We start from the raw sequence: 23,190 nt of genomic DNA on the forward strand, positions 1-23,190 counted from the left end.
CGTCTCCGCATCGCTCCAGTTCACTCCATCCAGGGCACTCCCCGGCTCCCGGCACTCCAGTCGTCAGAAACTCCTCTCTTCGATCCCCCGGACCGCCTGCTCGATCGTAGCAAAGACCTGCTCCTCGTCCACCGCAACCTCCACCCAGCGATCGGCGTCGACGAAGTAGAGGTACGGCGTGACCGGCTGCCCCAGGAGCTGAGCGGCGGCATGCCGGTAGACCGTTATCTGGACCGCATACTCCTCGACGCCCCCCGGCGTCCCGGTCTTGTAGTCGACCAGGATCCAGGCACCGTCCGGCCGCTGCACCAGCCGGTCGATGGCTCCCTCGAATGGAACGCCGTTCACCCGCGCCCAAAAAGGCACCTCGCGGTGATCGGCGATCTTCCCCTGCATCAGGGGTGATGCCAGGAACCGCTCGTAGTGTCCCTGGAGCTCCTCCGCCCACCCGGAGTCCCGGCCGTAGCGCCGCAACACCACGGCGGGGTCCCGGCCGCGGAAGACCTCGTGGACGATCAGGCCGCGGGTTATCGAATCCGGACCGGCGGAGAACCGCGGCGGCCGGGATACCCCCGGACCGCTGAGGTAGTGCTCAATCTCGCTTGCCGAGTAGACGTGCTCCTCCTCCCCGGTGACCGGGGGGACCTTCCCCGGGCCGCCGCCCGCTGCCGGGACGTCGTCCGGAACCGGGATATAGACCGGGGAAGTCTCATCTACGTCGACCGGGATCTTCGCCGGGTCGAGGGTGAGCGCGATGCGGAGCGCCCCCAGGGCGGCTTCTTCCTGGGCGGAAACTTCCGAAGAAAGCCCGAGGCAGTGCGCGAGCCAGGCCATCCGGGTCTTTGCGGCTGGAAGGGTCTCCGGGACCTCACCCGGCATCACCCCGCAGAGGATCAGGTGATCCCGCGCCCGTGTTGCCGCGACGTAGAAGAGCCGCTTTCTCTCCGCCTCCTCCTTCTGCCGGTATTCTGCCTTGAGGAGACGGAGGACGGGCGTCTCCTCGCGCTCGTGGTCGTTTGCCGGGTTCGGTATCGAGACACCGAGCAGCAGCCCGCCCCCGACCATGATGGTCGCCCCGCCGGTCTTCGGTGTCTCCGCGAGGTCGGGGACGACGACGACCGGGAACTCGAGCCCCTTTGCGGCATGCACCGTCATGATCGAGACCCCATCTCCCGGTGCAAGTTCGAGGGGGGCATCCCCTTCCCGCTGCCTCTCATCGATGCAGCGCCCGAGTTCCCCCACGAGGTCGGCGAGCGTGGAGCAGTCGGCCTCCCGTGCGATCGCGATCAACTTCTCGACGTTCGCGGCCGCCTGCTCGCCCCCGGCCATCCCGCCGAAGACTACGGCGATCCCCGACTCCTCGACGATCCGGCGGATGAGGCGGGCGGGCGGGAGCCTCCGGGCGACGGAGAGCCACCCCCGGAGAGTCGAGACCGCCGCGGCGGCATCCGGGTCGGGGGACCGTTGCAGCCGCTCCCAGAGCGAGGCCTCCGACCCGGCGACGGCAAAGAGCCGGGCGTCGGAGAACCCGAAGTACGGCGACCGCAAGAGGCCGTAGAGCGCCACGTCGTCCAGGTCGTTTACGAGGAACCGGAGGATGTTGTAGACATCGTAGACTTCCTGGCGCTCGTAGAACCCGAGGCCCGCGTGGACGCGGTAGGGGACGCCGTAGCGCTCGAGCGCCCACTCGTAGTAGGAGAGGTTCGTCCGCCGTTCAAGCAGGACGGCGATATCACCGTAGCCCGCCGGCCGGCCCTCTCCGTTCCGGTAGACCTGTTTCTCCCCCCGCTCGACGATGGCCCGGATCTTTCGGGCGACCATCTCGGCTTCGGCCCGTCGGCCGGCCGCCCGGTCCTTTACCTTCGGGCAGAGGAGGAGTTCGACCGATCCGGCCTCCTGCCTGAACGCTCGCAGCGGTTCGTAGAGGAATTCCCAGGGACGTCCTGACTCTGCCATCAGGGCGCCGAAGACGGCGTTCGTGAATCCGACGACCTCGGGCGTGCTTCGGAAGTTGACGTCGAGCGCGATCGTCTCGCCGCCGAGGTCCTGCTCGATCAGGTCGCGAGTATGCCGGAACTGAGCGACATCGGCCTCCCGGAAGAGGTAGATGGACTGTTTGGGGTCGCCGACGATGAAAAGGTTCCCCGGCTCCCGGCCGAGGATCGCGTGAATAATAGCGATCTGGACGGGATCGGTGTCCTGGAACTCGTCGACCAGGACAAACCGGAACCGGTCCCGGAAGTGCGCCGCGATATCCGCGTGGTCGGCAAAGAGCCGGTGGGTACGGTTGACCAGGTCGTCGAAGTCGAGAGCGTTTCGTCGCCGTTTTTCCGCTTCCACCGCCCCGGTGAAGGCGCGGTAGACCGTGCCGAGGTCGTGGAGGAAGTCGAGCGTCGCCCTTGTGAAGGGGTCGGCCGGGTCGATGGCAGGCGGGCAGGCAGTCTCGTGGTCCTTGAGACACCCTTTCAGGACGCCGTAGGCCGCCCGGAGGCGTTCGAGGTCGTCTCCCGCCCAGTTCTGTTTCTGTCCCATATTTGCCCGGAACCGCGAACCCGTGTGGACCCCGGCGAGTGCTGCGACCGCGTCTGCAGCGAGGTGCGGCTCGACGGCCCGGAGGTAGGTCTCGGCCGGGTCCCGTTCGCCGGGGTAGCGGGCGGAAAGGTCCTTGAGCGTCTCAAGCGAGGGGCCGGCACGGTCGAAGAAGGCTGCACGCGCCTTCGCCCGCTCTCCTTCCACGGCTGCCGTCCAGGCGTCGAGCACAACCTCCTCGCTCCCTCGTAAGGCGGCAAAGAACGTCTCAGAGTCATCGCGGCGCGAGTAGAGCGCTTCCAGGTAGTTCTTCAACTCGTAGGCCCCGACCGCACGGAGGACGCCGATCACCGCGTCCCGGGCTCCTTGGGGCGGATCACCGTAGATGAGGTCATTCATTGCCTCATCGGCGAGCAGGATCGCCTCCCGCTCGTCGAGGACGGTAACGCCGGGCCCGACACCGGCCTCGAGCGGGAACTCGCGGAGGACGGAGGCGCAGAAGGCATGGAAGGTCGATATCTTCGCCCAGAGGAACTCGTCGCGGACTGCGTCCCACGCTTCGCCTCCCCTCTCCGCGAGGGCCTGCCGGACCCGGACCTTCATCTCCGCGGCCGCTTTCTCGGTGAAGGTCAGGGCGAGGATATCTCCGACGTCGACGCCGCTCTCGAGCAGGCTGATGTACTTCTGCACCAGAACGTGCGTCTTTCCCGTCCCGGCCCCGGCGGTGACGCACTTGCTTCTCGTGTGGTCGAGCGCGGCCCGCGCCTGGCGTTCAGTCAGTCCCATCGGTCGTCACCTCCGTGTTAAGCAGCCGCAGGTCGTCGAACCGGCAGATCGTCGCAAAATCGCAGTAGCGCGGGCAGGGGCCGGCATCCGACCGGGGCGGGAAGCGCCCGCTACGGATCCCGGCGAGGTACTCTTCCACCCAGCCGAGAGCATTCTCGACCAGCGCCCGGACGTCCTCAACGCCGCTCTGCCGTGATCCCGGGAAACAGACAAAACAGTCTTTCATCGCCTTATCCCAGAAGACCGGCCGGTTCCGGACCTCCCCGCGCCGGAGGGTGTAGTAGGTGCCGGCGACTCCCTGCATCCCGGTCAGGGTCTCGACCGCCCGGATGTAGAGCGGCAGCTGGAGCGCTCTCCCTGCCAGAATATCCTTGAGGGCGGGGTGCGAGGTCCCGGTCTTGTAGTCGGTGATCGCGAACCGGCCGTCCGGCAGGACGTCGACCCGATCGACCCTGCCCCGCAGGCGGAGGATCTCGTCGCCGAGCGGGACCGCGACTGCGTCGGGGATCGATACGGGGTCGACCTCTCCCGGCGAGACCGGGAGGCCGAACGAGACCTCGAAGGCCTGCGGGAGGAGGCCGGAGACCGCGAGTTCCGTCTCGTGCCGGAGGAACCGCTCGAGCAGCCCCGGGCCGGCCGCGGGCGACCCGAGGAGATGCTCCCTGTCTGCGACCCAGGCCGGGCTTTCGAACGTAAACCGATCGGCCTCCTCCCGGCCGGCATTGAGGATCCGCCGGAGAGCTTCCGGATACGAGGCTTGGGTGACCGGGTCGTTGCCGTCGCGTCTCCAGCCGGAGTAGAACCGGTAGGCGACCCGGTGGACGAGGTTCCCCCGCTCCTGTGCCGTCAGGTCGGGATCAGCCGGAGGGAGCGAGGTAAGGCCGAGGCCCCGCTCCAGGTAGAACCGGAATGGGCAGTCGGCGTAGGTCTCGAGCGCCGTCGGGGAGAAGACGGCCCCTTCGCCGAACCGTTCGGCGAGTATCGCGATGCTCGCCGGGTCACCGCCGAGCAGGCCGTCGTAGGGGGAGTCGTAACCGCCCTTCCGGTGATAGTTCTCGATGTTGAGCCGGCGGATGGCCTCATGCACCCCAATTCCCGGCGGCATCTCTGCCGGCACCTCCCCCCGGGCGAGGAGGGCGCCGGCGCGTCGGGCTGCTGCGAGCGTGGAGTCCGGAAAGTCGTCGCTCCCCCACGCCTCCGGGGAGAAGGTCTCGCGGACGGCGTCCAGAAACCCGGAACGCACCAGGGGTGTTGCGCCTTCGGCCGCGGGGAAACTGAGGTAGACCCGGAAGCGGGCGGCAAGGAGGGCCGCGATGAAGTGGTAGCGCTCCTCCCGGAGGACGTCGTCCTTCGACCGTGTCGCAAGGCGCCGTGTCTCGGCATCGGTGGTAAACGGGAGCCGGGTGGTCAGCCGCGGCATCGCGCCCTCGACGAGGTCGCCGATGAAGAGGTAGGGGACGGCGAGGTGCTGGACCTCCCGGACGCCGAAAACCTGGACGGCACGAGGATTCCGTCGCCGGCTGCCCCGGGTCCCGGCAACGAGGAGGCCGAGGAGGGAGGCGAACTCCGCAAGGGGCACCTTCTCTTCCGGGAGCAGCCGGGCGAGTTCCTCAAGCGCCGCAAGGGTCTTTACGAATCCCCGGAGGTCTTGCGCCTCGCCGTCCAGCAGGTCTCGCTCCCCCTCCCCGGGCATCGCCGGGGCCTGCCACGTAGCCAGGAGCGAGCGGTATGCAGCGAGGTGCTCCGGGATCGTCTTCGTCCCCGTGAGTGTCGCAAGGTCGGCAAAGAGCCGGTGAACCTCGTCTCGCACCGCTTCAATCGAGGCGATTCTTGCTTCGAGCCTGCGCCCGGCGGATGCCGGTGTATCCGGCCTCGCCCGATCCTCTTCGAGGGCGCGGGCGAGCGCCGCGAGCCGCTCGTCCCAGGCGGCCGATCCGGCGGTGACCCGGGCCTCCCGGGAGAGGAGGTCGATCTCGCATCCGCGGGTGTCCGGTAGGTAGGGAGAGGTCGCGAGGGCGACGACGTCCTCCCGCCGGTAGCCGCGGGCCGGGACGGTGAGGACCGAAAGAAGCGCCTGGACGAGCGGCGATGTGGAGAGCCGCCGGCCGCCGGATACGGCGTACGGGACCCCGAAGTCGGGAAAGATTTCTTCAACGTACGGCACCGCCGCGTCGAGGTCGGGGAACGCGACCGCGATATCGTCCGGCCGGACCCCGGCGGTGATAAGGTCGTGGACCTCCTGCGCTATCGCCCGGACTTCGTCGAGCCGGTCGCGGCGTTCGGCGATGTGGATGAACCCGCCGCAGTCTCGGGGCGGGCCCCGGGAGAAGAGGGCGGCGAGGTGCGAGGAGCGTCCGTCCGCCGCGACGACCACGTCCGGATGCAGCCACCCGCCGTCGTCCGCAAAGATCGCCGGGTTTGCGGCCAAGGGGAGGGCGTAGTGGAACTCGTCCGCGGACTCCCGCAGGGCAAGGAGCAGGTCCCGCTCGAGCGGCATCGGCCCGAAGAGCCCGTAGACGAAGACCGTCCGGACCTCTCGCGAGCCCGCGAGGAGCCGGACTGCCCGGGAGAGGAGGGTGCTCTCGTCGACGAGGCGGCGATCGTCGAGAAACCTGAGGTAGGCGTTGAGGAGACGGGCGATCTCGGCGCTCTTTGCGCTCTGCATCTCGCCGAGCGCGGCCGGGTAGTTGACCTTCCGCATGGTAAGGACCGAGAAGAGGGTCGCGAGTTCGTCGACGGCCCCGGCACCGGAGAGGAGCGGATAATCCCCGGCGGCGAGCAGCCGGGCGAGGATGAACCGGGTTCCGGCCGCCGGGATCGGGATCTCCGACGCAGTGTGGTCGTCAAAGACCTTCCGGGCGAAGCCGGGGAGGGTCGTGACTGCGCCGGCGACGAGCGGGGCACCCTGCTTCCCGAGGCGCCGGGCGACCTCCCGGGCGAGGCTCGAGGTTGGGACGATGAAGACGGTCCCGAACGGGTCGCGGCCGGCGGCTTTCCGGAACTCCGCGATGAACACGTCGAGACCCTCTCCGGGCAACTGGCGGTACAGAACGGCGGTGGACATCCGATGAACTCTCCTGGTGAGGTGTTTAGGAAGGAGGAGGGATGAGTGTTGTTATTTTGGCCGGCACAAACCGGAACCGTCTTTGACAAAAGCGACCTGAAACAACAGCATGGATAGAATCGACCGCTACCGCGGCTGCCTCCTCGGCCTGGCCGCCGGCGACGCGCTCGGGACGACGCTTGAATTCCGGCCGCCGGGGACGTTTGCACCGATCACCGGGATGGTCGGCGGCGGGCCGTTCGGCCTCCGGCCGGGCGAGTGGACCGACGACACCTCGCTCGCCCTCTCCCTCGCCGAGAGCCTGATCGAGAAGAGCGGGTTTGACCCAGTCGACCAGCTGGAGCGCTACGTGCGCTGGTACCGGGAGGGGCACCTCTCAAGCACCGGCACCTGCTTTGATATCGGGACGACGACCCGGAAGGCGCTCGAACGGTTCAGCCTCTCCCGGGAGCCCTTTCCCGGGCTGACGGACGAGCGGTCGGCGGGGAACGGGTCCCTGATGCGGGTCTGCCCGGTGCCGATGTTCTACGCCGCCGACCCCGTTCGGGCGATCGAACTCTCCGGCGAGAGTTCGCGGACCACCCACGCGCTGCCGGTTGCCGTCGACGCCTGCCGGTTCTTCGGGGGGCTGATCCTCGGCGCCCTTGCCGGCGCCCCGAAAGAGGTGCTGCTTTCGGAGCGGTACTCCCCGGTTCCGGGCTACTGGGAAGAGCACCCGCTCGCCGGCGAGATCGATGCAGTCGCGGCGGGATCCTACCTCCGCAAAGAGCCTCCGGCGATCCGGGGGCGGGGATACGTCGCGGCCTCGCTTGAGGCGGCGCTCTGGGCGTTCTCGCGAAGCAGCACGTTTGCGGAGGGCTGCCTCCTCGCGGTGAACCTCGGGGAGGACGCCGACACGACCGGGGCGATCTACGGGCAGCTCGCCGGGGCGTATTACGGGGCTGCCGCGATCCCGTGGGCGTGGCGGGAGTGCCTCGCCATGCGTGATCTCATCGAGGCGTATGCTGAGAACCTGATGCGGTGCGCGAGGTGCAGGACCGGTGAGCCGGAGCGGGTTCTCCGTATGGGAGATAGAGTTCTGCCCTTGTGCGACAGAGATGGCTCATGAACGAAGAGACCGTCGCAATGCTCGACCACGTTAAAGCCGTGCTCCCGGCATCCGGGGCCCACGGGTTCGACCATACCCTCCGGGTCGTCAGCCTCTGCGAGACGCTCGGCGCCCGCGAAGGAGCGGATATGGCGGTCCTCATCCCGGCCGCCATCTTCCACGACATCGCCCGGCCCATTGAAGAGGAGGCGGGCGTCCCCCATGAAGAAGAGGGGGCACGGATGGCGGCAGCGTATCTTGAGTCCGTCGGCTATCCGGCGGACCGTATCGCAGGCATCGTCCACGCCGTCCGGGCGCACCGCTACAGTGCCGGGATCGACCCCGAGACCCTCGAGGCCCGGGTGCTCTCGGACGCCGACAACCTGGACGCGATGGGTGCGGTCGGGATCGCGAGGACGTTCATGCAATCGGGAGAACAGGGACGGGGCATCGGGGACGCAATCGATCATGTTCACGAAAAACTCCTGAATCTCAAGGACCGCATGCACACAGAGAGCGCCCGGGAGATCGCCGGGGAGAGGCATGCGTTCCTTCTCGCGTTTCTCGCGGCCCTGGAGGACGAGATGCATCTCCGGCCCCTCTCCGGGCGATAAAGAAACGGTTAACCGTCCTGCGGAGTGAACCCTCTCATGGATACCCGCATATTCGTCTCATTCCTCATCGGGGCCGTGATCGCCGCCGGCACCGCTGCCCTGATCGGCGGGAACCTCCCTCTTTTCTGGCAATGCCCTTTCACGCGTCCGAGCAGAACTTCAGCCCCACGATGCCCGCTACAATCAGGAAGAGGCAGAGGAGGCGGCCGGCGCTCCGCGACTCGCCGAAGAGGACGATCCCGGCGATGACCGTCCCGACCGCCCCGATCCCCGTCCAGACCGCATACGCGGTCCCGAGCGGGAGGCCGGAGAGCGATCGCGAGAGGAGGTAGATGCTGCCCCCCATCACGACGAGGGTCGCCACTGACGGCGCAACTCTCGTGAACCCTTCGGTATACTTGAGGCCGAGCGCCCAGCCTGCTTCCAGGAGGCCGGCGAAGAAGAGGGTTATCCAGGCTGTGTTCTGCATGGCTCCTCATAGATCCGGCCGGGCGGGGGATATACCTTGCCGGTGTCCCGGCACGGAGTGCCGGACGGTGGGCCGCTCTCCCGGAGAACCCTGGGGACCGTCCGCTTCCGTCACCTTTAACATACAGGACGGTCCTTCCCGACGCAGAACGGAGGTATGAGAGTGGTGAAAGTTACCATCGACAGGCCGGGCTGCATCAGTTGCGAGTCCTGCTGGACGCTCTGCCCGGACGTCTTTGAACAGGACCCAAACGACGGCCTGAGTTCGATCGTTGAGCAGTACCGGGTCAACAACGACCCTGCACAGGGAGAGGTGCCCGACGACCTTGCCGACTGCGTGGTGGAGGCTGCCGACTCGTGCCCGGTGACGGTCATAGTAGTAGAAGAGTAAGGCCATCGGGGGGAGCAGAAAGGCTTTTATGGTCATTAAACCCAGGAAAATTATTATTCATAATTGGTGGATAAAAATTATATACGTTCAGTGCTATGGGGGATCTTGCCTGAGAGGGGGGTTCAACCAGAAGGCACATCAACATGATGCAGCAGGTTCACAGACCTGGGCGGTTACGGCCTGCGAACACGAGAAAATACTGCACCATGAACCGAAATGTGTCCGGGGCTGTAGCCCATCTCTTGGGCACCTTTTTCCCGATCATCACCTGCGGACCCCTACCGCACATCGGTGAGCGATCCCGTGCCGTCGCTTTTGCTCTTCGTAAGCACCGAGAGGTTTCCGTTCGTCTCGAGGACGATTGACTACACGCTTCCGGGAGAACCAATTCCTTCCGATCGTAACGCCTGCCGAACCTCGCTTGCGACGCTCCGCTCCCGCCGCATCGCATCATACAGGAACTCTCCGTCGTGGAAGATGAGGCGGGGCTCTGACTTCACCGCCTTCTGCACCTTCTCCGACCGGACGGACGACCAGGAGATGATATACTGCAGCACGATAAGGAGGCCGAGGGTCAGGACCCCTTCCGCAAGCGAGACGTCCCGCGAGACGATCGTCGAGGCGAGGATCGAGCCGATGGCCACGTTCACGATGAAGTCGAAGGGGTTCATCGACGAGAACGTTCCTTTTCCCGATAAGAGGACGATGATCACGAGGGCCACATACGCAAGGATATCGACAATCAGGACCCGCCCCAGGAAGGCAGGGTTGCCGAAGAAGATCTCTCCCAGGAATCCAGCGCTCATACCCCGCAGTGTGCAGGGGTGCCATAGCCCTTTCTGCCAGAGGCGTCTCAAAAAAGAGGGGTGTATCAGAGCGCGGGCTTGCTCTTCAGCGCCTCGACCAGGAGCCGGATCCCGGCCTCGACGTCGGCGGTGTCGACCACCTCGACCGGCGAGTGGATGTAGCGGGCGGGAATTGAGAATGGGATGCTCGGGATACCGCCCCGTTCGAGGTGGATGATCGTCGCGTCGGTGTTGCCGCCGGTCCCGACCTCGAGCTGGCACGGGATGCCGTTCTTCCCGGCGGTCTCCCGGAGCCACGCGGTCATCCGCGGATCGGCCATGAGCCCGCGGCCGCTCGCGCTGACGATGACGAGGACCGGCCCTTTGCCCATCTCGACGCTCGCGTCCTTCTTCTCGATCCCCGGATGGTCGCCGGGGATGGTGACGTCGGTCGCGATCGCGCAGTCGGGGTTTAGGGAGTATGCGCTCACCTTCGCGCCCTTCAGCCCGAGTTCCTCCTGGACCGTGAAGACGCCGTAGATCGTGTGGGGCGACTTCGCCTGCTGCAGGGCCCGGATGAGCATCGCGACGCCGACCCGGTTGTCGAACGCTTTGCCCGTGATGCGGGTGCCGGCAAGGTCCGCAAACTCGCGGTCGATGGTGATCGGGGTGCCGATCTCGATGCCGAGGTTCTTCACCTCCTCCTCGCTCGTTGCGCCCACGTCGACGAACATATTCTCGATCTTGATCTCCTTCTTGCGCTCCTCGTCCTTCATGACGTGGGGGGGTTTCGCGCCGAGGACGCCCATGACCGGCCCGTTCTTCCCGTGCAGGATCACCCGCTGGCAGTAGAGCACCGGTCCGTACCACCCGCCGATGGGGACGACCCGGATGAACCCCTTATCATCGATATACTGGACCATCAGGCCGATCTCGTCCATGTGGGCGGCGAGCATGATGGAGAAGTCGTCGCCGCGTTTTGTGGCGATCAGGTTGCCCATCGTGTCCTCGCGGATCTCGTCGACCGCCCCGGCAAGTTCGGCCCGGATGATATCCCGGATGTTTCCTTCGCTGCTCGATACGCCGTGGGCGTCTGAGAGCTTCCTGAGTAACTCTTTGACCATGATTCCCTTCACTCCATAAGAGCCCCGAGCCGCTCGACAGCCCGGGCGAGGGTCTCCCGGGACGTCGCGTAGCTGAAGCGTGCGTGATCGGGTGCCCGCGAGCCGAACGCTCCGCCCGGCACGACAACGAGACCGTTCGCGACGGCCTTCTCGATGAGCGCCTGTCTCATCGGGACGAACATGTAGAACGCGCCTTCCGGCCGGGGGAAGTCGAGGCCGAGGGCGGTGAGCCCCGTATAGAGGAGGTCGCGCCGGGCGCGGTACTCCTCCCGCATCCGGGCAACCGGCTCCTGGTCGCCGGTGTAAGCGGCGAGCGCGGCATACTGCGATATCGACGTCGCACACGCCTGGGCGTACTGGTGTATCTTCAGGCACTCGGGGATGTAGTCCTCCGGTGCCGCAAGGTAGCCGACCCGCCAGCCGGTCATGGCGTAGGTCTTGCTCGCGGCGTTGACGGTGATGACGTCCTCGCCGAACCGGGCCGCGCTGACGTGCTTCTTCTCGTAGACGAAGTGCTCGTAGACCTCGTCGGAGATGACCGTGACCTTCCGATCGCCTGCATACTCCACAAGGGCGCGGATCGAATCCTCGCTCTCGACGGCGCCCGTCGGGTTTGCGGGGGAGTTCAGGACGAAGACCCGTGCCCCGTCCATCTGTTCCTTCGCCCGCTCGACGTCGATATGCAGGGTCGCATCGAGTCCCACCCCTTCCGCCCGCCCGCCGGCAAACGCCGCGAGGGCTGCGTAGGAGACAAAACCCGGATCCGTGACGAGGACGCGGTCGCCCGGATCCACGAGCGCCTCCATGACGAGGTGGAGCGCCTCGCTCCCCCCTGCCGTGACGAGGACCTGATCCGGCCGGTAGGCGAGATCGTTCTCTCGCTCGAACTTCTCACAGATTGCCTCGCGAAGTTCCGGGATCCCGGCGTTCGGGGTATAACCCGTCTTTCCCTCTCGTATCGCGACGATCGCGGCCATCTTGATGTGGTCGGGCGTATCGAAGTCCGGCTGCCCGATACCGAGGTTGATTGCATCCGGCCCCCCGGCATCGAAGAGCTTCCGGATGCCCGACATCTCCACCGACCGGACCCGGTCGGCATACCTGTGTTCGCTCATAATCTCCTCACTCAATGTTCGCGTGTCGGCACTGAAGGTCTTCGGGCCGGCACTGGGTGATCTCCATCAACCGGGATATGATTGCATCCGCAAAGACCATGGCGGTCGTCTCGAAGATGGTACCGAGCGGCGCAAACGACTTGTGCTCGCCCATCATCTGCCGGATCTCGAACTCGGCCGACTCGTCGGCGACCTTATCCCGCTGGCTTTCGATGACGACGACGCAGTCAGCGATACGCCCGATCCGGGACTCCCTCTTCGACGTGATGAGGGAGACCCGTCCGCCGATCTCCTTTGCAGTCTCGGAGATATCCGCGATTGTCTTGGTCGCGCCGGACCCGGAGAAGACGATAATGACGTCTCCCGGCTTCATGGCCGGGGTCACCGTCTCCCCGACGACGAATGAGGAGAGGCCGAGGTGCATCAGGCGCATGGCAAATGATTTTGCAACCAGCCCAGAGCGCCCCGCGCCCATAGTGTAGATACGGTTTGCGTTCAGGATCTCGTTTAAGAATGCATCGATCTGCTCGTCGGACATCACATCCGCGATGGTCCTGATCTTGGTCGACATCAACCGCATCATGTTCTTAACCGGGTGATTTGTCATCGTAGTTCCTCTGTTACGTTTCACGAGAAGATACATTAGAATATCTCAGGTACGCCGATGTGCGGAACATTTCCGGGGACCCGGATCAGCCGCCGGCGAGAACCCTCAATGACTGAAAAGTCCTGGAGAGGCGTTTCTCAAAAGCGAGGGCGGCCGCGGCCGGGTGCCGGCGGCTGCCGGGATCAAATATCGGCATAATTGTGCCCGGACTGCAAAATACTGGAGTGTATTCAGGATATTATTCATCAACCATTCTGCTCGATCATCCCGGGCAACGCAAAAGGCTATTGATGATTATTGCAAATATATACAAAATTCAGCGTGATGACTCGGGTGAAGTGCGCGAATATCTGCCGTTAAAATCCTCATATGTGGCACTATTCTCGCCTGTGTTGCACCGTAGCGCTAAATTGGGGTAAATGCTCCTGCACGATGAGGCAGATCAGGGATTACGTGTGCCTGCCGCCCCCCGCACCGCTATGCAGGGGGCGCACGGTGGGACTCAAGGGACAACAACAGGTGACAAGATGGAAACTCGGCCGGCGGGGCAGGAAGAGCATTCGGACGAGGAGATCCTCGGTCTCCTCGACGAGAGTGTACGGGAATGGTGCATACGAGAACTGAACGGGCGGTTCACGCCGCCGCAGAGGATGGCAGTCCCCCTCATTCACGAGAGGAAGAACGTCCTCGTCTGTTCGCCGACCGGATCGGGGAAGACCCTCTCGGCATTTCTTGCGATTATTGACGACCTCTTCGTCCGGGCGCGGACCCGAAGGCTCGAGGATAGCGTCTACTGCCTCTACATATCGCCGCTCAAGTCGCTTGCAAACGACATCCATAAGAACCTCAGTCTGCCGCTCGAGGGGATCGGGGAGATCGCCCGGGAGCGCGGGGTCGAGCAGACGCCGGTCCGGCACGCCATCCGGCACGGCGACGTATCGAAGGCCGAGAAGGCGAAGATGGCGCGAAAACCCCCGCACATCCTCAACATCACCCCCGAGACCCTCGCGATCCTCTTGAACTCCCCGAAGTTCCGCGAGAGCCTCAGGACGGTCCGGTGGGTCGTCGTCGACGAGATCCACTCCCTTGCAGGCTCGAAGCGCGGTGTCCACCTCTCGGTGAGCCTGGAACGCCTGGAGAGACTGGTGAAGGAGGCCGGCGGCGGGTTTACCCGGATCGGGTGCTCGGCGACGATCGAGCCTCTCAACGAGGTCGGTCGGTTCCTCGTCGGCGCCGGGCGCGAGGTCGAGATCGTGGATACCCGGTTCGCGCGGGAGTTCGACCTCGCGCTCCTCTGCCCGGTTCCCGACCTGATCGAGACGACGCCCGAAGACCTCTCGCGGCACCTCTACGCGACGATCCACCACCATATCCAGGCCCACAACAACACCCTCGTCTTCACGAATACCAGAAACGGCGCCGAGCGGATCCTCCACAACCTCCGGGTCCGCTACCCGGAATGCTACACCGAGGAGAACACCGGGTGCCACCACGGCTCGATGGGGACGGAAGGGAGGCTCCTCGTCGAGGAGCGGCTCAAGGCCGGGGAGGTGAAGGTGGTGACGACCTCGACGTCGCTCGAACTCGGGGTCGATATGCCCCACGTCGACCTCGTCCTCCAGGTCGGGTCCCCGAAGTCCGTGGCAGCGCTCCTCCAGCGGGTCGGGCGGGCCGGGCACCGCCTCGGCGAGGTGGTGAAAGGGCGGATCGTCGTCCTCGACCGTGACGAGCTCGTGGAGTGCGCGGTGATGCTCAAGGAGGGGCAGGATGGGTTCGTGGACCGGATCCACATACCGGAGAACTGCCTCGACGTCCTTGCCCAGCACGTCTTCGGGATGGCCCTCGAGGGGGAGCAGCAGATCGACGGGATGCTTGCGGTCATCCGCCGGTCCCACTGCTACCGTAACCTCGAAGAGGAAGACCTCATGAGCGTCGTCCGCTACCTCGCCGGGGAGTATGCGGGGCTCGAGGAGCGGCACATCTACGCCAAGATCTGGCACGACCCGGCAACCGGGACGATCGTAAAGCGGGGGAGGAACGCCCGGATGATCTACTTCTTAAACTCCGGGACCATTCCGGACGAGTTCTCCTGCGACGTCCTCACCCGGGACGGGGTCTTTACCGGGACCCTGGACGAGAAGTATCTCGAACGGATGAACAAGGGCGACGTCTTCGTCCTCGGAGGGCGGCGCTACAAGTTCGCCTACCGCCGGGGCGGGAAACTCTACGTCGACCCGACAGGCGACCGCCCGACGATACCGAGCTGGTTCTCGGAGAAGCTCCCGCTCTCGTTCGACCTCGGCCTGCACGTCCTCCGGTTCAAGGAGAGGATGCTTCGCGCGATGCAGACGTCTGCAACGGAGGAGATCGTCGATGTGCTCCTTGCCGACTACCCGATCGACGAGAATAGCGCCCGGAGCATATGCGCGATCTTCGAGCAGCAGGTCCTCTACCTGGGGGAGGAAGCCGTCCCCACGCCGGACAGGATCGTCGTCGAGGAGCAGGTGGACCGGGAGAACCGCCGCCGCCTCTACTACTTTATGACCAACTACGGGCTGCGGTTCAACGATGGGTTCTCCCGGATCGTCGCCTATATGATTGCACGGGACGTGACGACGAATGTCTCGGTCGGGATCAGCGATACCGGCTTTCTGGTCTCGATACCACTTGAGAAGAGAGCCGATCCCGCCCGCATCCTCCGGGGCATCCGGGCCGACGAGTGCGGGGAGGTCCTCGAGGCGGCCGTCGAGGGCACCCAGCTTGAAAAGAGGGTCTTCCGGATCAACGCGGCCCGGTCGTTCATGATCCTCAAAAACTACATGGGGCGCAAGAGGAGCGCCCGCCGCCAGCAGGTGAGCGCCGATATGCTGATTGCGTTTGCAAAACGGTTGCCGAACTTCGCCGTGATGCGGGAGACCTACCGCGAGGTGATCGACGACCGGTTCGAGGCGGAGAACATCCGGCGGATTGTCGACGGGATCGCCGACGGGGGGATCGAGGTCGTCCTGACCCATACCGCGTCCCCGAGCCCGCTGGCGTTCGGGATCGCGACGCTCGGTGTCTCCGACGCGGTCTACGCGCAGGACCGGCTCACGATGCTCCGCGAGTTCCAGCGCCGCGTGATGACCAGCATCGAAGACGGGGCTGTGGCATGAACGCGGTCGCCGAGGCCGACATCCTTTCCCGGTTCGGCTTCTACAAGGGCGCCCTCTACGTCCGGGACCTTGGCCTCTGCGTCGTCTCCGACGTCCACATCGGGCTTGCCGAGACGCTCTACCGGCAGGGGCTCCATTTCCCGCTCCACGAGGAGGAGACACTGCTCGATCGGTTCGAGACGATCCTGGAGCGGTTCAGGCCGGAGGTTTTCGTTCTCGACGGGGACATCTTCCATTCCTTCGACCGGGTGAGCCGGGACGTGCGGGAGACGTTCTCGACGGTCCTTGCGACCCTGCGGGCGGAGTGCGAGGTCGTTCTGGTCCGCGGATCGCACGACACCATGCTCCCCGCTATCGCAGGAGGAACGGTCGAGCGCTACGACCGCGGTGGCTACACGGTGGTCCACGGCGACCGGGAGGTCGCCGACCACGGGGCGCTGGTCATCGGCCACGACCACCCGGCGATCGAGATCGATATGGCCCGGTTCCCCTGCTTCCTCTATGGCGAGAGGGCGGCAGACGGGAAGGACCTCATCGTGATGCCTGCCTTCAATCCGCTCTCTCCCGGCGTCGTGGTGAACTACGCGCGAGGCCGGGACTTCCTCTCGCCCATCCTTCACCGCGTTGATGCGGGCAGCCTGCAGCCGGTGGTGGAGGTCGACGGCGAGGCGGTGGTCCTCCCGCCGCTCGCGGGCATCCGTCGGTTTGCCTGAAGGGACGCCGTCTCACGTCCGGTGCGGGGCTGCTTCGAGACCCCGGGGGGAGAGACGGGTTCCGGGCTGCGCTCTACGGCAATTCTGGAAAATGGGGAGCGCGAAGCAGGTTATCTCCCCTGCTTGCGGCGTGCGCACCAGAGAGGTGGCTTCAAAAATGGAGAGCAACTCAAAAATAGTGAGTTACTCTTCGATCACGACGATGGGCTTGATGAGGTCTCTTGGCTTCTCCTTCATCAGGAGCAGAGCCTCCTCGAGCTTGTCGAAGCCCTTGAACCGGTGGGTGAGCATCGGGGAGAGGTTGAGCTTACCGGTCTCAACGAGGCTTGCGAGTTTCTCCATCCGCAGCCTGCCGCCGGGCATCAGACCGCAGTGGATGAACTTGTGGCTCATACCGCAGCCCCAGTCGACACGCGGAACGAAGACGTAGTCGCCCGAGCCGAGGTAGTTGACGTTCCCGATCTTTCCGCCGGGCTTGACCATCTTGACTGCCTGCTCCATGGTGTGTACGTCGCCACCTGCGATACAGACCTTGTCGACACCCTTGCCGTCGGTCTTCTCAAGAACCTGCTCGACGATGTCGCCGTTCTTGTAGTTGATGATGTCGGTTGCACCGTAGCCCCGTGCTGCGTTGGCACAATCCGGCCTGCTGCCGACCGCAAGGATATGGGACGCACCCATCAGGTTTGCACCGGCAACGCTCATCAGTCCGACAGGGCCGATACCGATACAGCAGACTGTGTCACCAAGTTTGATGTCAGCGAGTTCCGCTGCGTGGAAACCGGTCGGGACCATGTCGGTGATCATGGTTGCTTCTGCTACCGGGATGGAGTCCGGGAGAATCGCGAGGTTTCCGTCTGCTTCGTTGACGTGGAAGAGTTCGCCAAAGACACCGTCCTTGAAGTTCGAGAACTTCCAGCCTGCGAGCATGCCGCCGGAGTGGGTCGCAAATCCTGCCTGGGCTTCGCGGGACATCCAGTCGGGAGTGATCGCCGGGACGATAACGCGGTCGCCGGGCTTGAAGTCCTTCACCATTGAACCGACTTCGACGACCTCTCCGACAGCTTCGTGTCCAAGGATCATGTCAGTGCGTTCACCGATCGCTCCCTCCCACACGGTGTGGATATCGGAGCTGCACGGTGCAGCTGCAAGCGGCTTCACCAGTGCATCAAGCGGGCCGCACTTGGGTGCTTCCTTCTCAATCCATCCGATCTCGCCGATCTTGCGCATTGCAAGTCCTTTAATTTTTTTCGCCATAGTATATCCATCCATTAGGCTATCTCGTGAACCGGAGGTTCACGCGGGCCTCACGAGCAATGCTCATGGACCTGTGCCGATCGATACCTGCCCGATCGACACTTTTGCGACCGGATGATCAACCGACATAGTTTCCCAGTTGCTGAGCGAGACATATATAATTTATGTTCTGTATCACACCGCGAATTATAACGCCATTTCAAGGCTTTTTCGCTCATCCGCGGTAATTATTCAGTAATTCAGGAATGAGGTGCAGTGAGGGACTAAACACGGATTTCATGCAGTTAGGGCATATAGTGGCCAATATTCGCCCCATTTTGGCTTTTGAAGGTTCAAGATAGAAATATCTTTATGGAGTATAATCCCTAATATTATATCATATGGAGGAGTGGGTCCGTACATGGTTGAAAGAGCAGCGGCAAAAGGGCGAGAGATGCATCGAGATCAAGGAGATCCAGGGCAAACCGTACGTCTATCGCTCAACGAGCGTCTATGACCGGGCGACCAGATCACCGAAGAAGGTGAGCACCTACCTCGGGCGGCTCACGAAAGAACACGGCCTCATCGCCAAAGGAACAAGGCGCGCGGGCACCTCTTTACAACCTCGCAGTGTTTATGAACACGGAAATGCCGCCCTGATGGCAGAGGAACTCGGTGAACTGATCCCCGTTCTCCGGGAAGCGTTCCCCACCTGCTGGCAGGAGATCGTCGCACTCACCTTTACCCGGACCGCCGTGTACACCCCGCTCGCGAGGGTTGGGGACACCTGGGGGAAACTCGACAACGTCCTCGGTATTACGCCGGATTGTAATCTTGGCGCTCTCTCTCAGGTCCTCCCTGCAATCGGCAGCGATCATGCCGCCCAGCAGGCGATGTTCCGGCACCTCTCCACACAGGCGCACCAGTTCGTCTACGACCTCTCGTTTGTCTTCTCCTGCTCGGACATCTTCAACCTCGGCGAATTCAGCAATAATACTGATAACGTCTGGTTGCGGCAGATCAACATCGCGCTCTCCGTCGCAACGGATACCCGCCTCCCCACGATGTTCCGGATCCTGCCGGGAACGGTCGGGGACGCCGCTACCCTCATCGCATCCCTCGCCGGGAGCGATACTGCAAGGACAACGCTCGTCCTCGACCGGAGAACCGTCTCAGAGGCAAACGAGACGCTCCTGCAGGAAGGAAAGATCCCGTTCGTCGTCCTCCAGCGCCGTAACAACGCCCGGTATGCAACCAGGATCCATCTCACCGAGCACTTCTTCTACCGCAAACAGCTCATTCGTGCCGGCAAACGCGAAGTCAACGGCTTGATGCTCTACCTCTACGAGGATGCCGATCTCGAGATTGAGGAGAAGAAGACTCTCTATCGCCTGCTGGAAGTGGGTCAGATCGACCGGGAAACGCTGAACCAGCGCATGAAACGCGCCGGCAGGATCATGCTCCTCTCCTCGATCGTGGCGGACCCGCAGGAGATCTACGAACTGTATAAGTCGCGGAACACGGTTGAGGACCATTTTGACGCGTTCAAGAACCTGATCCTGGCAGACAAGCCCTACCTCCAGGACGCCACAGCGGTCTTCGGCCACGTCTTCGTCGGGTTCCTCTGCTTCTACCTCTACTGCCGGATCCGGAACAGAATTCGACAGGCAGGGCTGTCCGCGCACCTCTCGCCCGAAGGCCTCCTCCTGAAACTCTCGGAGGTCTACTCCGTGGTCTACGGGGACGAGAAACGGATAACCGAGGTGCCGGAGCAGGTGCGGGGAATCGCCGAGAAGCTCAATCTGGAGATCCCCGGTATGTGAAGGGCCGGGTGCGCGATGCGGTAGAAAGAAGGGAGAGATGGTGGGGATACCCGCCGTCTAGGTGAGTTTCCGGTACAGGGCGATGTCAAGCGGACCGGCGAACAGCGGTCCTGCTTTCTCCACAAAACCCTGAAAGTGGGATGTGTTGTTGTGGAATTCGATCGCGGCCTGGTCTTTCCAGACCTCGACGAACGTGAACTTTTCGGGGTCCCCGATGTCGGCATAGAAGTCGTAGGAGACATTTCCCGCCTCGCTTCTGCTGGCCTGGACCAGATCCCGGGCGAGGTTCACGAGGTCGTCTGCCTTGCCTGCTTTGGTACTGCATTTAGCAACAATGGTTATCATTCAAGTATCTCCCAATGCCGGTCGGCAACATATGTGATTCTTTTTGGAGAGTTGATAAACCTACGCACCTGCCCGGAAGACTTCCGCCGCGTCCTGATGGTCGTCGCGACCCCGGCAGCGGCGTTCAGAGGGGGGGGTGGAGGTGGACAGCCGGTACCCTGCGGCGTGACGGGAAGATATGCGCCCTCGAGGGATACCGAAACAGCATAGCGCCCGGGAACCTGATATGATCCCGGCAGACTATGTGGATCGCAAACGTCCTCGACGGAACGGTCACGCTATTTATCGGCATCATAACCCGGGCCTTCAACGCGAGCGGCCTCATTGCGGGCTACAACACCGCGCCTTCAGAGCAGCGGGCGAGGTACGACGAAGAGACCGCTCTCCAGGTTCGTGGGGAACCTTCTGGTCGCCGCTTCCATCGTCCTCCTCGCCCGGCGGGCTCCTGCCGGCAGTTGCCGGAGCACCGGACAGCCTCGCCATCGTATCATGGATCCTCTTCCTCGCGGTCATCGTCGGGGGCGTCGTCTACATGAATATTGCCGATCGTTTCAGGCGGTGAGGCGCGGAACGGGGCACTCCGCAACTCAAGCAGACCCCCCAGGCCCGGCCTTCCTCTCCGCGTAATCCGGGTGCCGGGCCGAAAAGACCGCTCCGATGAAGATCGGGAGCCATATGCAGATGTCCGTGACGACCCCGAGGAGCGGGACGATAGTGAACCGGCAGAGGGACCAGTACGAGGACGGAGACGATCGCGAAGATGAGCGTCGTCGTCCAGGCGATGATGAACCGGTCTTTGAGTCCCGGTAGCCGACGAGGAGGGATGCGGCGAGCGAGAGGAGAAGAATGAACTCGAACGGCACCGGGGTGTAGACGACGAGGCCGGCAAAGATCAGCCAGGGAGAAAACAATACGAGAAGATCGAGGGTCTTCATGGGGGTCGTCACACCCGATATTGAAGGTTTTCGGACTGCGTGATGAACATTTTGGAACGAATCCGGGGACAGTCCTGCATGAGTAACGGCTATATACGCTCTCGCCCTCCGGAGTCCCGGAGATGAACCTTATGTCACGCCGGACCGTTATCATCCTCGCCGCCGTTGCGGTGCTCGTCCTTCTCGGCATCGTCGTGGCCGTCGTGCTGCCGCAGGGGGGCACCGCAGGCCCCCTGCCGCTCGATACGATCACCCTGCCTGCGGGGTTTGCGATCGACGTCTACGCCGGGAACGTCACCGGAGCCCGGTCGATGGCCCTGTCGCCGAACGGGACGCTCTTTGTCGGGAGTCGCGGTGCCGGAAACGTCTACGCCATCCCCGATCGCGACGGCGACGGGAGGGGCGACGAGGTGATCGTCATCGCGAGCGGTCTAAACTCCCCGAACGGGGTCGCGCTCCGGAACGGCTCCCTCTACGTCGCCGAGATCAGCCGCATCCTCCGCTACGACGATATCGAGGCGAACCTCGAGAGCCCGCCCGAGCCGGCGGTCGTGAGCGACGCCTTCCCCGGTGAGGCCTCGCACGGCTGGAAGTTCATCGCGTTTGGCCCCGACGGGAAACTCTACGTCCCGGTCGGGGCGCCCTGCAACGTCTGCAACCCCGACGACGAGCGGTTCTCCACGATCCACCGGATGAACCCGGACGGGACCGAACTCGAGATCTACGCCCGGGGCATCCGGAACACGGTGGGGTTCGACTGGCATCCGGAGACCGGTGAACTCTGGTTCACGGATAACGGCCGCGACTGGCTCGGCGACGACGTCCCGCCCGACGAGCTGAACCGGGCGCCGGAGGCCGGGATGCACTTCGGGTTTCCCTACTGCCACGGGAGATCGATCGTCGATCCTGAGTTCGGGGCCGGGCGGTCGTGTGCTGAATTCACCCCGCCCGAGCAGGAACTCGGCCCGCACGTCGCCGCGCTCGGCATGCGGTTCTATGACGGCGGGCAGTTCCCGGAAGAGTACGCGAACCGGATCTTCATCGCCGAGCATGGGTCCTGGAACCGGATCGAACCGATCGGTTACCGGGTGATGACGGTCACGCTCGAGAATGGGACGCCCGTCTCCTACGAGCCCTTCGCGGAGGGCTGGCTCCAGGGGCGGGACGTATGGGGAAGGCCTGTCGATGTCGAGGTTGCCGGCGACGGCTCGCTCCTGGTCTCGGACGATCGGGCGAACGCCGTCTACCGGATAACCTATACGGGGGTCACTTCCCCTTCCTGACGACTCTCTTGAAGGGGAACGGGGTCGGGCCCGGCGTGATGATCGGGAACGTCCCCTCCGCCGCCCGCCTGACGTCCTCGATCGAGTAGAACGCCTTGGGGTTGAATTCGTGGATGGCGTCCTCCACGTTCTTGATATTCTTTCTCTTGACCACCGAGAAGATGACCTTGCCCGGTCCCTGCTTCCCCTGGGCGTCGAGGACCGTCACCCCGTAGCCCGCGGCGCGGAGGTAGTTGATGAGGTTCGTTGCATCCCGCTGGGTGATGATCCGGATGAGGGCAAGCCCCATCGCGAGTTTCTCCTCGACAATCATCCCGACGTAGTTTCCCGTGGCGAACCCGGCCGCGTAGGCGAAGTAGTTGAGCGGGTTCGTGAGGTTCTGAAAGATCTGGCCGACGGCAATGATCCAGATGAAGACCTCGAAGAACCCGAGGATCGGGGCGACCATCTTCATCCCCCGCGAGACGAAGATGATCCGCATCGTCCCGATGGTGACATCGCAGATACGTGCAAGAAAGATGAATGCCGGGACGACGACCAGGGAGAAGAACTCCGGACCGACATCCGGGACGATGCCGAGCATGGATCATTGTTGATGAGCGGGTAATATAATCCTATCCATATGTAAATATCTGGCGGCCACAAAAAATTCGTGAGACGCCGTTTTTCAGGAAAATAATCAAAAATTCGGCGAAAAACGGGTGATGGCGGATCCGGGTTTCCGGGCAGACCCGGTGCCCGCCGTGCATCACTCTTTCGCCCGGAGTCTCTCGATCTCTTCTTCGACCTCTTTTGCGCCCTGCTGGTAGAACTCCTTCTCTTTCGGGTCCAGTTCGATGAGCAGGCGGTAGAACTCACCTGCATGCACCTTCTCCTCGTCCGCGACATCCCGCAGGACCTCGCGGGCCAGTTCGTTGTCGGTGGCGTCGGCCATCTGGAGATAGAACTGGATGGCTTCGTATTCAGCGGCGATCGTGTAGCGGATGGCACGGATACGTTCGTTGTGGCCCATCGTCCGGTCGATGTTGTTCCCGGCAAACGGTTGTGAAAATTCAGGCATATGGTAAACCTCACGAGAGTCGCTCCGGCCGCAGCGGCGTGCCGGTAGCTGGCCGGTTTACTCTGGAGAA

20 protein-coding genes and 1 pseudogene are annotated in these 23,190 nt (G+C 63.7%); 8 read left to right on the forward strand and 13 right to left on the reverse strand.

All coding sequences use genetic code 11. The annotated features are described in order from the left end of the window. Positions 1–63: 63 nt before the first annotated feature. Both BRA49_RS10035 and BRA49_RS10040 read right to left on the reverse strand, forming a co-directional pair. Positions 64–3,315: a UvrD-helicase domain-containing protein gene (locus tag BRA49_RS10035; RefSeq protein WP_292385710.1), complete on the reverse strand. Its 3,252-nt coding sequence runs from the start codon at positions 3,313–3,315 to the stop codon at positions 64–66. Further along, positions 3,302–6,379, reverse strand: coding sequence for a PD-(D/E)XK nuclease family protein (locus BRA49_RS10040; RefSeq protein ID WP_292385712.1), 3,078 nt, complete (start codon positions 6,377–6,379; stop codon positions 3,302–3,304). The genes BRA49_RS10035 and BRA49_RS10040 overlap by 14 nt, the downstream gene beginning before the upstream one ends. Positions 6,380–6,488: 109 nt before the next feature. On the opposite strand from BRA49_RS10040, the gene BRA49_RS10045 reads away from it, so the two are divergent. Then, positions 6,489–7,487 (forward strand): ADP-ribosylglycohydrolase family protein, encoded by a 999-nt coding sequence (locus BRA49_RS10045; protein ID WP_292385714.1) that lies wholly within the window; start codon positions 6,489–6,491, stop codon positions 7,485–7,487. After that, on the forward strand, positions 7,484–8,080 hold the full coding sequence (locus tag BRA49_RS10050; RefSeq protein WP_292385718.1) for an HD domain-containing protein: 597 nt from the start codon (positions 7,484–7,486) through the stop codon (positions 8,078–8,080). The genes BRA49_RS10045 and BRA49_RS10050 overlap by 4 nt, the downstream gene beginning before the upstream one ends. A gap of 139 nt (positions 8,081–8,219) precedes the next feature. Here the strand turns inward: BRA49_RS10050 and sugE are convergent, their stop codons facing one another. Beyond that, on the reverse strand, positions 8,220–8,549 hold the full coding sequence (gene sugE, locus BRA49_RS10055) for a quaternary ammonium compound efflux SMR transporter SugE (RefSeq protein ID WP_292385720.1): 330 nt from the start codon (positions 8,547–8,549) through the stop codon (positions 8,220–8,222). Positions 8,550–8,705: 156 nt separating this feature from the next. Between sugE and BRA49_RS10060 the strand changes: the two genes are divergently transcribed. Further along, entirely contained in the window at positions 8,706–8,939 is a 234-nt protein-coding gene (locus tag BRA49_RS10060; protein ID WP_292385722.1) for a ferredoxin, read from the forward strand. A 365-nt stretch (positions 8,940–9,304) separates the two neighbouring features. On the opposite strand, the gene BRA49_RS10065 is transcribed toward BRA49_RS10060, so the two are convergent. From BRA49_RS10065 to hxlB, 4 genes are all read right to left on the reverse strand, one after another. Further along, on the reverse strand, positions 9,305–9,745 hold the full coding sequence (locus BRA49_RS10065; protein WP_292385724.1) for a DUF421 domain-containing protein: 441 nt from the start codon (positions 9,743–9,745) through the stop codon (positions 9,305–9,307). A gap of 65 nt (positions 9,746–9,810) precedes the next feature. Continuing rightward, positions 9,811–10,848, reverse strand: coding sequence for a M42 family metallopeptidase (locus BRA49_RS10070; protein ID WP_292385727.1), 1,038 nt, complete (start codon positions 10,846–10,848; stop codon positions 9,811–9,813). 8 nt (positions 10,849–10,856) lie between these two features. Continuing rightward, complete coding sequence (locus tag BRA49_RS10075; RefSeq protein ID WP_292385729.1) at positions 10,857–11,963, reverse strand: pyridoxal phosphate-dependent aminotransferase; 1,107 nt, start codon at positions 11,961–11,963, stop codon at positions 10,857–10,859. Between the two features lie 7 nt (positions 11,964–11,970). Next, positions 11,971–12,570: a 6-phospho-3-hexuloisomerase gene (gene hxlB, locus BRA49_RS10080; RefSeq protein WP_292385731.1), complete on the reverse strand. Its 600-nt coding sequence runs from the start codon at positions 12,568–12,570 to the stop codon at positions 11,971–11,973. Positions 12,571–13,097: 527 nt separating this feature from the next. On the opposite strand from hxlB, the gene BRA49_RS10085 reads away from it, so the two are divergent. Together BRA49_RS10085 and BRA49_RS10090 are read left to right on the forward strand one after the other, a co-directional pair. Further along, entirely contained in the window at positions 13,098–15,725 is a 2,628-nt protein-coding gene (locus BRA49_RS10085) for an ATP-dependent helicase (RefSeq protein WP_292385733.1), read from the forward strand. Continuing rightward, on the forward strand, positions 15,722–16,438 hold the full coding sequence (locus BRA49_RS10090) for a metallophosphoesterase (protein ID WP_292385735.1): 717 nt from the start codon (positions 15,722–15,724) through the stop codon (positions 16,436–16,438). Before BRA49_RS10085 ends, BRA49_RS10090 begins: the two co-directional genes overlap by 4 nt. Before the next feature lie 183 nt (positions 16,439–16,621). On the opposite strand, the gene BRA49_RS10095 is transcribed toward BRA49_RS10090, so the two are convergent. Continuing rightward, on the reverse strand, positions 16,622–17,695 hold the full coding sequence (locus tag BRA49_RS10095; RefSeq protein ID WP_292385738.1) for an NAD(P)-dependent alcohol dehydrogenase: 1,074 nt from the start codon (positions 17,693–17,695) through the stop codon (positions 16,622–16,624). 380 nt (positions 17,696–18,075) lie between these two features. On the opposite strand from BRA49_RS10095, the gene BRA49_RS10100 reads away from it, so the two are divergent. Then, a complete protein-coding gene (locus BRA49_RS10100; protein ID WP_292385740.1) occupies positions 18,076–19,497 on the forward strand; it encodes a transposase in 1,422 nt (473 codons plus the stop codon). A gap of 57 nt (positions 19,498–19,554) precedes the next feature. On the opposite strand, the gene BRA49_RS10105 is transcribed toward BRA49_RS10100, so the two are convergent. Beyond that, positions 19,555–19,842 (reverse strand): putative quinol monooxygenase, encoded by a 288-nt coding sequence (locus BRA49_RS10105; RefSeq protein WP_292385742.1) that lies wholly within the window; start codon positions 19,840–19,842, stop codon positions 19,555–19,557. Positions 19,843–20,084: 242 nt separating this feature from the next. On the opposite strand from BRA49_RS10105, the pseudogene BRA49_RS13625 reads away from it, so the two are divergent. After that, a pseudogene (locus tag BRA49_RS13625) lies at positions 20,085–20,168 on the forward strand (hypothetical protein); the annotation flags it as partial. 21 nt (positions 20,169–20,189) lie between these two features. On the opposite strand, the gene BRA49_RS10110 reads toward BRA49_RS13625, so the two are convergent. Together BRA49_RS10110 and BRA49_RS10115 are read right to left on the reverse strand one after the other, a co-directional pair. After that, positions 20,190–20,333 (reverse strand): hypothetical protein, encoded by a 144-nt coding sequence (locus tag BRA49_RS10110; protein ID WP_292385744.1) that lies wholly within the window; start codon positions 20,331–20,333, stop codon positions 20,190–20,192. Positions 20,334–20,429: 96 nt separating this feature from the next. Further along, on the reverse strand, positions 20,430–20,777 hold the full coding sequence (locus BRA49_RS10115) for a hypothetical protein (protein ID WP_292385746.1): 348 nt from the start codon (positions 20,775–20,777) through the stop codon (positions 20,430–20,432). Positions 20,778–20,908: 131 nt separating this feature from the next. Between BRA49_RS10115 and BRA49_RS10120 the strand changes: the two genes are divergently transcribed. Then, positions 20,909–22,060, forward strand: coding sequence for a PQQ-dependent sugar dehydrogenase (locus BRA49_RS10120; protein ID WP_292385748.1), 1,152 nt, complete (start codon positions 20,909–20,911; stop codon positions 22,058–22,060). On the opposite strand, the gene BRA49_RS10125 is transcribed toward BRA49_RS10120, so the two are convergent. Continuing rightward, entirely contained in the window at positions 22,044–22,643 is a 600-nt protein-coding gene (locus BRA49_RS10125) for a DUF2179 domain-containing protein (RefSeq protein ID WP_292385750.1), read from the reverse strand. The genes BRA49_RS10120 and BRA49_RS10125 overlap by 17 nt on opposite strands. Positions 22,644–22,808: 165 nt before the next feature. Beyond that, positions 22,809–23,120, reverse strand: coding sequence for a ferritin family protein (locus tag BRA49_RS10130; protein ID WP_292385751.1), 312 nt, complete (start codon positions 23,118–23,120; stop codon positions 22,809–22,811). Positions 23,121–23,190 lie beyond the last annotated feature (70 nt).

This window comes from Methanoculleus sp. UBA430 (assembly GCF_002506585.1).
In the GTDB taxonomy this organism is placed as follows: Archaea; Halobacteriota; Methanomicrobia; order Methanomicrobiales; family Methanoculleaceae; genus Methanoculleus.

Bases quoted from the DNA above. Each gene is read 5' to 3' on its own strand.
- BRA49_RS10035 (WP_292385710.1), bottom strand. From the start codon at position 3,315: ATGGGACTGACTGAACGCCAGGCGCGGGCCGCGCTCGACCACACGAGA.
- BRA49_RS10040 (WP_292385712.1), bottom strand. From the start codon at position 6,379: ATGTCCACCGCCGTTCTGTACCGCCAGTTGCCCGGAGAGGGTCTCGAC.
- BRA49_RS10045 (WP_292385714.1), top strand. From the start codon at position 6,489: ATGGATAGAATCGACCGCTACCGCGGCTGCCTCCTCGGCCTGGCCGCC.
- BRA49_RS10050 (WP_292385718.1), top strand. From the start codon at position 7,484: ATGAACGAAGAGACCGTCGCAATGCTCGACCACGTTAAAGCCGTGCTC.
- sugE (WP_292385720.1), bottom strand. From the start codon at position 8,549: ATGCAGAACACAGCCTGGATAACCCTCTTCTTCGCCGGCCTCCTGGAA.
- BRA49_RS10060 (WP_292385722.1), top strand. From the start codon at position 8,706: ATGAGAGTGGTGAAAGTTACCATCGACAGGCCGGGCTGCATCAGTTGC.
- BRA49_RS10065 (WP_292385724.1), bottom strand. From the start codon at position 9,745: ATGAGCGCTGGATTCCTGGGAGAGATCTTCTTCGGCAACCCTGCCTTC.
- BRA49_RS10070 (WP_292385727.1), bottom strand. From the start codon at position 10,848: ATGGTCAAAGAGTTACTCAGGAAGCTCTCAGACGCCCACGGCGTATCG.
- BRA49_RS10075 (WP_292385729.1), bottom strand. From the start codon at position 11,963: ATGAGCGAACACAGGTATGCCGACCGGGTCCGGTCGGTGGAGATGTCG.
- hxlB (WP_292385731.1), bottom strand. From the start codon at position 12,570: ATGACAAATCACCCGGTTAAGAACATGATGCGGTTGATGTCGACCAAG.
- BRA49_RS10085 (WP_292385733.1), top strand. From the start codon at position 13,098: ATGGAAACTCGGCCGGCGGGGCAGGAAGAGCATTCGGACGAGGAGATC.
- BRA49_RS10090 (WP_292385735.1), top strand. From the start codon at position 15,722: ATGAACGCGGTCGCCGAGGCCGACATCCTTTCCCGGTTCGGCTTCTAC.
- BRA49_RS10095 (WP_292385738.1), bottom strand. From the start codon at position 17,695: ATGGCGAAAAAAATTAAAGGACTTGCAATGCGCAAGATCGGCGAGATC.
- BRA49_RS10100 (WP_292385740.1), top strand. From the start codon at position 18,076: ATGGAGGAGTGGGTCCGTACATGGTTGAAAGAGCAGCGGCAAAAGGGC.
- BRA49_RS10105 (WP_292385742.1), bottom strand. From the start codon at position 19,842: ATGATAACCATTGTTGCTAAATGCAGTACCAAAGCAGGCAAGGCAGAC.
- BRA49_RS10110 (WP_292385744.1), bottom strand. From the start codon at position 20,333: ATGATACGATGGCGAGGCTGTCCGGTGCTCCGGCAACTGCCGGCAGGA.
- BRA49_RS10115 (WP_292385746.1), bottom strand. From the start codon at position 20,777: ATGAAGACCCTCGATCTTCTCGTATTGTTTTCTCCCTGGCTGATCTTT.
- BRA49_RS10120 (WP_292385748.1), top strand. From the start codon at position 20,909: ATGTCACGCCGGACCGTTATCATCCTCGCCGCCGTTGCGGTGCTCGTC.
- BRA49_RS10125 (WP_292385750.1), bottom strand. From the start codon at position 22,643: ATGCTCGGCATCGTCCCGGATGTCGGTCCGGAGTTCTTCTCCCTGGTC.
- BRA49_RS10130 (WP_292385751.1), bottom strand. From the start codon at position 23,120: ATGCCTGAATTTTCACAACCGTTTGCCGGGAACAACATCGACCGGACG.